This is a genomic window from Mycobacterium sp., from assembly GCF_036488105.1.
GTDB lineage: Bacteria > Actinomycetota > Actinomycetes > Mycobacteriales > Mycobacteriaceae > Mycobacterium.
The window spans coordinates 1-8782 of record NZ_DASXHW010000453.1 but is presented as its reverse complement, the minus strand read 5'-3'; the positions used below and the strand labels follow the sequence as shown (position 1 = coordinate 8782).

7 protein-coding genes are annotated in these 8782 nt (G+C 65.1%); 2 read left to right on the top strand and 5 right to left on the bottom strand.

Features of this window, described 5'->3' with window-relative positions; all coding sequences use genetic code 11:
- From VGH54_RS23880 to VGH54_RS23870, 3 genes are all read right to left on the bottom strand, one after another.
- The coding region (locus tag VGH54_RS23880; protein WP_331514594.1) for a KUP/HAK/KT family potassium transporter at positions 1–146 on the bottom strand (146 nt) is incomplete at its 3' end.
- Between the two features lie 270 nt (positions 147–416).
- Complete coding sequence (locus VGH54_RS23875; RefSeq protein WP_331514593.1) at positions 417–1016, bottom strand: hypothetical protein; 600 nt, start codon at positions 1014–1016, stop codon at positions 417–419.
- Positions 1017–1104: 88 nt separating this feature from the next.
- On the bottom strand, positions 1105–2634 hold the full coding sequence (locus VGH54_RS23870) for a wax ester/triacylglycerol synthase family O-acyltransferase (RefSeq protein WP_331514592.1): 1530 nt from the start codon (positions 2632–2634) through the stop codon (positions 1105–1107).
- Positions 2635–2748: 114 nt separating this feature from the next.
- On the opposite strand from VGH54_RS23870, the gene VGH54_RS23865 reads away from it, so the two are divergent.
- On the top strand, positions 2749–4032 hold the full coding sequence (locus VGH54_RS23865) for a PucR family transcriptional regulator (protein ID WP_331514591.1): 1284 nt from the start codon (positions 2749–2751) through the stop codon (positions 4030–4032).
- Here the strand turns inward: VGH54_RS23865 and VGH54_RS23860 are convergent.
- A complete protein-coding gene (locus VGH54_RS23860; protein ID WP_331514590.1) occupies positions 4029–4220 on the bottom strand; it encodes a hypothetical protein in 192 nt (63 codons plus the stop codon). The two genes, VGH54_RS23865 and VGH54_RS23860, sit on opposite strands and share 4 nt — an antisense overlap.
- Positions 4221–4267: 47 nt before the next feature.
- On the bottom strand, positions 4268–5812 hold the full coding sequence (locus tag VGH54_RS23855; protein WP_331514589.1) for a GMC family oxidoreductase: 1545 nt from the start codon (positions 5810–5812) through the stop codon (positions 4268–4270).
- 151 nt (positions 5813–5963) lie between these two features.
- Here VGH54_RS23855 and VGH54_RS23850 point away from each other — a divergent pair.
- Positions 5964–8782, top strand: a 2819-nt coding sequence (locus tag VGH54_RS23850) for an ATP-binding protein (RefSeq protein WP_331514587.1), incomplete at its 3' end; no start/stop codon positions are given.

The following is an 8782-nucleotide window of genomic DNA, read 5'->3' as shown; positions in this document are numbered from 1 at the left end:
ACCGGGTGCGGGTCGCTGGGGTTGAAGACGGTCGCGAGGGTGTAGATCGGACTGGTTCCGATGTCGCCGAACACGACGCCGAGCGCACCGACCACAACTGCCAGGCGAACAGCTTCAGCGCCGCCGGCGGTGCGAAGCGGTAACACAGGTTCTGACGTTGTCTGCACGGTGAGGTCCTCGTTCAGCGGCCGCACCTTGTCATCGAGCGATTGGATGCGGGTTGGACGGGTAGCTGCGTAGCGGATAGATCCTAAGCTGGCCACGACCGTCCGCGCCCAGTCACAACTCCAGCGTTCACTAGTTCGTCGACGCGATCACATCCGGATGCGTTCCGAAGCATCCTGGCGCTATTGACCGCGGCTGACCTGGTTGCACGGCAGCCCGGCCGTCGCCGCCGGATCCTCGAGACTGTGTGGTCAGGCGGTGAACGGGTTATGTGCCGGGAGTGGCTTGATGAGCGGAGCGAGCAACTTGCCCGACTGTTCGGCGGTCAGCACGTCGGCCGGGTCGAGCGCAATGACCTCGCGGACCGTCTCGTCGTACTCCCAGACGTCCTCGCCGATCAGACGGCCTTTGTCGTCGTAGGGCCAGATCATGTGCTCGGCGGATCGCACCAAGTACATGGCGTCAGGATCGACCGGGGCACCCTCGGCGGCGAGAACGCTCCCGAGAGTCTGCTGGTACATCGTCGATGTCGAGACGATCATGTGGTCGCTGACGGCGAGCTTTTCATCGTCGGTGTAGAAGATGCACTGATCCGTGCGGGTCCACTCGTTGTAGACCGCCTGAACGGCCTCTGCTCCGTCAAGCGTGGTCATCTTGCCGAGCATGTTGAAGTGATAAACCGGCTTCTCGACTGTCATGTCGGGGGCAAAGATCTCCTCCCAGCGGCCGGCCATCTCCAGGTAACGGTGCCTGTTGTAGGCGTGCAGAAGGTAGAGGTGACGCTTGTTCTCTGTCGTCTCGATCAATCGCTCGACGGCGATGTTGGTCTTCGTGATGTCGAAGCGGCTCATTGTCGGTTTCCTTACTGTGTGGGTTGTTGTTCGACTTTTTGGATGGACGGGTCAGGCTGGTTCCGCAGCAGGGTGGCAACCGGTCCGGTCATGACGTCTTCTTCCGGCGGCTCGAGGCCCTCGTCCGGATCGAGGTAACGGGTGGGTGTGAGGCGTGAGCCTTCGCGAGCTCACGAAGCTCCTCCAGCCCAACCCGCAAGGCGTCGAGTAGTGGCCACGGGTCATCGAGCTGTTCGCGATCGACGACAATCCCGAACTCCAGGGAGTCTTGGTAGCTGAACACGGTGATGTTTAGGCCGATCCCATCGAGCACCCCGGAGATCGGGAACTGCGCACGCTGGCGTGCACCGCCGAGGTACAACGGGGCCGGGGAACCCGGAACGTTCGAGATCGCGACGTTGACAGGCTGTTTGATACCGCGGATGCCGGCGAGCCGAGATGTCGCCCGGGCCGCCTGAGCCAGCAGAGCCGGCGGGATGAAGTGGTTGGCATCCTGCATCAGGGATGCCGGAAGGGCGCGGTGGCGATCCTTCGCCGATTTCATCGACTCGTTGATTCGGCGTAGACGCTGCACAGGGTCGGCCGTCTCGGTCGGTAGCTCGGCGATCATTACCGAGACCCGGTTCCCGAATGTCCCCATCTGCTCGGGCGTTCGGACCGATACCGGAATGAAGCCCAGCAGCGATTCGGCGGGAAGTTCGCCGCGCTCGTCCAGCCATGAGCGCAGCCCCGCCGTGCAGATGGCCAGGACCACGTCGTTGACCGTGCACGCGAAGGTGTTCTTGACCATCTTCACGTCGTCGAGCGACATCGAACCGAACGCGACCCGACGGTGCGCCGAGACGCGGGTCTGGAATCGGGTCTGGGGGGCGACGAGGTCGTTGCCCTGCAGGGCGGGCCCACCGTTGCGAATTAGCAAGGCTCGCTTGATAAGTCGGCTGCTCCGCGCGATCGCCTTCACCCCGGGCACATGGCGGAGCGTCGCCACGTCGTCTAGGTGGGGCAGTGTGGTCGGTGCTGCCTTCAATGCGCGCAGCGGCTGGTGCCACATCCCAACCAGGCCGCGGCCCAGCATCTCCACTTCGGACGGGAAACGCTCAGCTGTGACCGCGGGCGCGGAGTCGAGCGCGCGGCCGGTCGCAACGTCGTCGAGGAGCACGCTCAGCACCTCGGCGCCGGATACTCCGTCGACGGCCGCGTGATGCATCTTTGTCAGCACCGCCACGGAGCCGTCTTCCAAACCCTGGATGACGTAGAGCTCCCACAGTGGGCGGGCGCGATCCAGTTGCCGTCCGATCAGGTGAGCGACCAGCTCGGCTAGCTGTCGCTGAGTGCCGGGGGCGGGCAGCGCGGCGTCCTGAACGTGGTACTCGACATCGAACGTGCCGTCGTCGACCCAGTACGGATGGTCGAGGCCGAACGGGACTAGGGCGAGGCGCCAGCGGAACGTCGGCAACAAATGCATGCGCGCCGTCACGAGCTCCCGAACGAGCGCCGCATCCAGTGGGCGCCCTGATGCGGTTTCGGCGTCAAACACCCCCAAAACGCTCACGTGACCTTGGGTGCGGCCGTTTTCCATGGCCAGGAACTGGGCGTCGAGGCTTGTAAGTTGTCGCATGCACTGATGGTCGTTCCCGGCGGCTGCCGACCGCTCGTCTGCTTGCGCCAACAATGGCTGCCGCCATTGTCGAATATGGACACCTTCTCGACGTGCGGCGATAGCGTGAAATGTATGGAGCCGGCCTGGGTGGGCGCTCAGGGCACGCAGGAGCGCCGTCTGTGGTCGACGGTCCTTCGACCCGCGGCCCTTGAACTCGCCAAGCGCGCTGTCGAGATTTCCGAAGCGGTGACGGCCTACACCCGCGAGCGACTGCCTGTTCTCCTCGACAACGCGGAGGCGCTGGAGACGGACCGGGCGAGCACGGAAGCGAGTATTCGCGACTTCGCCGATGTGCTGCAGTCAGGCGCCGATCCCGTCGACGCAGCCAGTCTTGGCGCCGCGACCCTCGCCTATGCACAGGACGGTGCTCAACGCGGCATACCGCTGACCGTCTTACTGCGCAGTTACCGCCTTGCGCATGCTGCGACCTCGCAGCACCTCCACACGATCCTCGCTAGTCATGCGGCCGACGCTGACGAATTGAACACAGCGAGCGAGCTGTGTTCGGCGTGGCTGTTCGCCTATGTCGATGCGGCGCTGTGTCTGGTCGAGGACGTATACGTCACCGAGCGTGAACGGTGGATACGTAGTGCGGCCGCCACCCAGGCCGAGGCAATCAGCACCATCCTGTCCGGGCAACCTATCGACATCGATGTCGCTGGCCGACGGCTGCGCCACGACCTGCGCCGGGTGCACGTCGGCGCGATCGCTTGGCTGGACGCTCACGAAGAGGGCCGCAACACCCTTGCCCTTCTCGAAGCCGCGATCCGCGACATCGCCGCGGCGATCGGCACCCAGCGACCTCTCATGCAGTCTCTCGGCACACTCTCGGTGGCTGCCTGGATCAGCACCAGCAGCCCGGTGCCTTCCAGAGTTCTGGACGAGCTGCGGTTCAAGACGGCGACGGCACCGGGCATCCGCGTCGCGATCGGCGAACCGGGGCGCGACATCGCGGGCTTCCGTGCCAGCCATGTCGAGGCACTCGAAGCGCAGCGCATCGCACGGCTAGCAGGCAGCCCGGAAGGCAGCATCACCCGCTACGGTGACATCTCTCTGCGCGCACTTGCCACCGCGAACATCGACCAGGCCCGCGACTTCGTCGCACGCGAGCTCGGCGCATTGGCCTCGAAGGACGACACGACACGCCGGCTCGCGGCAACAGTTCGGACCTATCTCGACGAGAACGGCAGTCGCGGCCGAGCCGCCAAACGACTCAGCATCCACGAGAACACCGTCGCCTATCGGCTCCGGCAGGCCGAGGAACTGTTGGGGCGGTCAGTGGACAAACGCACGCTCGAGTTGCGGGTCGCACTCGCCTTGGCCGACCTCGTCGACGAGACGCCTGCGCACGCTTAGACGGCCCCGGCCAACACCTCCAGGGATTGCGCAGCAGTGTATTTGGGCGTCCAGCCGAGCAGCGACTTGGCTTTGTCGGTATCCATCAGGACTGACGTTCGCGCCACGTGAACAATGCCGGCTTCGGCGGGAAGGAACGGCAGTCGGGCCACCACCGCCGACCTGAAGCTGGCTGTAGCGGCCGGCACCCGTACCGGGCGTCCACCCAGCGCCGCCGCGATGTTCGATAGCGATGTCAGGATGCACGACCTGAAGCGGGAACCCGCGCGAGCAGAAAATCCGCGCAGCGTTCACCGATCATGATCGAAGGGGCGTTGGTGTTGGCGCGTGGAATCTCGGGCAGCGCCGACGCGTCGGCAACTCGAAGGTTGTCGACACCGCGAACCCGCAGCTTCTCATCGAGCGGGCTATCAGCGTCAATGCCCATCGCGACGCTGCACGCCGGATGGGCGGTGGTTTTCGCGGTGTTCCTGATGTGGGTCTCAACATCCTCACCCTGTCCGGGCGCGAGCTCGCGCTCGACTGTTGATGCGATCGGCTCGGTCGCGATGATCCCCCGGGTGCGCTGAATCGCACGCACGAGTGCCTCGATATCCTGGCGCTCGGTGAACTGATTCATCCGGATCGCCGGTGGTACAGCGGGATCCGATGAACGAATCAACACGCTTCCGCGGCTCTTGGGTGTCCAATACGAGTGGCCGACCGACAGAGCGGGGGTCAAGCGTCCACCCCGAGGTTCTGCCCTGGCGTCGGCCGGGGTGAAGATCAGCTGAACGTCGCATGCCGGGACGTCGACCGTCGACCGGATATGAGCCAATGCCTCGCCGCCGTTGCTCGCGATCTTGCCCGTGCGACGTAACAGCCACTGCAGCAACCACTTTGGATTCGCGACGTCCGCGAGGCCGACGTAGCCGGGTGCGAGTGACCACACCGCCCATGTCAACGGGTGGTCAGTCAAGCCTCGACCGACACGGGGGCTGTCGACCAATGGGGTAACACCGACCCGGCGGAGGTGATCCTCCGGACCGATACCGGACAGCTGCAGGAGCTGTGGCGTGCCGAAAGCGCCTGCGCTCAGGACGATCTCTTGGTTGGCGAAGGCCTGGTGCGCGCGTCCACGACGGTGGTATTCGACACCGACGGCGCGGCCATTGCGAATAATCAGGCGGTCGACCAACGCCTTGGTGACGACCATCAGATTCTTTTGGTGTCGGAGGTAGCCGCGCGCGGCGCTCCAGCGCTGGCCCTTGTGGATGTTGACCGGGGTGATCGCCGCACCGTCGAGTTCAGGTCCGCTGACGTCATCTTTGGCAGCGACGCCTGCCGCCCGCGCGGAGGCGACGAAGCGATGAGACAAGTCGTCGGGGTACGGCGAACGGGTGACGTGCATCGGACCGTTCTCGATCCGCGCGAACACCGGAGCGACATCGTTCCAGCCCCAACCGGGCAGTGCCCAGCCGTCGTAGTCCAGACTGCTGCCCTTGATCCAGAACATGCTGTTCATCGCACTGCAGCCGCCGAGCACGCGCCCGCGCGGCTGTGCGATCCGCCGATCGGCGCAGCCCGACTCCGGTTCGGTCTCATACGCCCAGTCCAACCAGGTCCCGTACTGCATGGACGCGAACAGCGGCGCCCGAATCGACAGACGCCGATCGGTGCCACCGGCTTCGATCAACAGCACACTTGCCGGGGACTCGCTGGCCAATCGTCCAGCTACCGCGCAGCCCGCAGAACCGGCGCCGACCACGATGTAGTCGAAATTCGTCATCGCATTTGTCATGCAACGGACTATCCGGTGGTAGCGACGAGTCTCCATCGGCCAATGCGCCTAAGTTCGCGATGCCCGGACGCGTATATACGCATGCCAACGCCGTAACAATTGGCGATTTCGCTGATGCTTCGCCGGTCGACGTCACCGCATGCTGGCTAACATGAGCGAAACTAGCTGGACGAACCCAGACATTGGCCCCGACATGAGCGAGTTGCCGACCGGAACGGTCACGTTGCTGCTGGCCGACGTCGAAGGTTCGACGCGCCTGTGGGAGACCCAGCCCGCCGCGATGAAGCCTGCGGTCGAGCGCCTCGATCAGACACTCACCGAGGCGGTCGCTGCTCATGGCGGGGTACGCCCTGTTGAACAGGGCGAAGGTGACAGCTTCGTCATTGCGTTCCCGCGGGCTGCCGATGCGGTCGCATGCGCATTGGATCTGCAGCGTGCACCGCTTGCACCGATCAAGCTGCGCATCGGCGTGCACACCGGCGACATTCAGCTGCGCGACGAAGGCAATTACATCGGCCCGACGATCAACCGCACCGCGCGACTGCGCGACCTCGCGCATGGTGGCCAGACCGTGCTGTCGGGTGCGACGGAGCCGCTTGTCGTCGATCAGCTTCCCGCTGGCGTCACGCTCAACGACCTGGGCACCCACCCGCTGCGTGATCTGCCCCGCCCCGAACGGGTCGTGCAACTCTGCCACCCCGATCTGCACAACGACTTCCCGCCGCTGCGCACAGCGAATGTTGTTGCAGCCAAGAATCTTCCGGTGCAACTGTCGAGCTTTATCGGACGCAAGGCCGAAATAAGTGGCATCCGCGATGCACTCGCCGACAACCGCCTCGTCACGCTGACCGGCGCGGGCGGCGCTGGCAAGACGCGCTTGGCAATACAGGTCGCCGCCGAGATGGCCACCGAATTGGCCGACGGGGTGTGGTACGTCGACCTGGCGCCGATAACAGACCCCGACGTGGTGCCTGTTACGGCGGCGCGCGCGCTAAACCTGCCCGACCAGCCCGGCCAGCAGACGATGGACGTCCTGCTGCGGTTCATCCGCGATCGCCGCATGCTGATCCTGCTGGACAACTGCGAACACCTACTCGACTCCAGCGCGGAACTGGTCATCGCCCTGTTGGGCGCCTGCCCGGCGTTGACCCTGCTGGCGACCAGCCGCGAACCGATCGGCGTGGCGGGCGAGGTGAGCTGGCGGGTCCCGTCGCTGTCACTGACCGACGAAGCGATCGAGTTGTTCAGCGACCGCGCGCGTAGGACCAGGCCGGAATTCCGTATCACCACGGACAACACCGAAGCTGTGACCGAGATCTGCCGCAGACTCGACGGCCTGCCGCTGGCGATCGAGCTCGCCGCAGCCCGGGTCCGCGCGCTTTCGCCGGCAGAGATCGCCGACAGTCTGCACGACCAGTTCCGCCTTTTGACGGGTGGAGCGCGTACCGCTGTGCGCCGTCAGCAGACGTTGCGCGCATCGGTGGACTGGTCGCACGCGTTGTTGAGCGAAGTCGAACAAGTGTTGTTCCGAAGGCTGGCAGTGTTTTTCGGCGGGTTCGATGTCGATGCCGCGCACGCTGTCGCAGGCGATGCGGACGCGGAGCGCTACCAAGTGCTCGATCAGCTCACGCTGCTGGTCGACAAGTCGCTCGTGGTCGCCGAGGACATCCCACACGGCACTCGTTATCGGCTGCTGGAAACCGTTCGTCAGTACGCACAGGAGAAACTGCACGAGTCCCGCGAAGGCGACGCGATACGGACTCGTCACCGCGACCACTACACCGCGTTAGCCGCGCTCCTCGATAAGCCGGCCGATGCCGCCCACGAACGGCGCATCGAACGGGCGGAAACCGAAATCGATAACCTGCGAGCTGCGTTCACATGGAGTTTGGAGAACGCCGATGTCGAGATGGCGATGGCGATGGCGTCGGCGCTTCAACCACTGTGGCTGACGCGTGGACGCATCCTGGAAGGTCTGAACTGGCTGAGCACCGCGCTTGCCTGCGATGGCCCGCAAAGCGCCGACGCACCCGCTACGCGCGCACGGGCTTTCGCTGACAAAGCGCTGCTCCTATCTTTCACCGGCTCTACCGAGGGCCGCGACGAGGCCGAGCAAGCCCTGGCAACTGCGCGGGAGGTCGGCGAACCTGCGCTCGTGGTCCGAGCACTGACCTCCTGCGGCGCCCTCGCCAACCCGTACGACCGTCAGGTGGCCGGATCGCTCTTCGCAGAGGCAACGGAACTTGCGCGGGAGCTCGGCGATTTCCGGTCGTTGGCGCAGATTATCGCCCTCGACTGGATGACCGGGCGCGTGTTGGACGAGCCCGCCGCGGCTCAGGCAGCTGCCGAGGAAGGACTTCGGATCACGGAGGACATCGGCGACGGTTTCCTGTCTCGTCAGTTGCGTTATGTGCGGGGGTGGGCGCAGGTCCTCCGCGGTGACTTGATCGGGTGCGCCGCCACCCTCGGCGAGGTGATCGACGAGTGCATCGCGGCCCACGATCTGATGATCGCGGTTGCCGCATCGACCACGCGCATATACGTGCTGGCTTACCTGGGAGATGTTGTGAACGCGCGGGCAAGGGCGATTGAGAACCTTGAGCGCGCATCCGAGTCCACGGAGTCCATCACAGGAATTGCCTACGCAGCTTTGGGCACCGTTCACCTGGCTACGGGCGACGCGTCCGCGGCGTGGGAAGCATATGAAGCCGCGCGCGAGCGCACCGCGATGGATCCCATGACGGCGTCGATGTACCACTGGGCGCCGCTTGCCCCGCTGGCATGCGGCGATCTCGCCGCTGCCCGCCGATGGACCGATGTTGTCGTGTCATCGAACACCGGCTGGGGCCTTGCGGCGTCCCTGACGACGCGATCGCGTCTCTACATCGCGGAGGGCGAGCTCGACGCCGCCGAACGGGATGCCTACGACGCGCTCGAAGCGGCCGCCAGCCTTGGCGGTGACCTCATCGT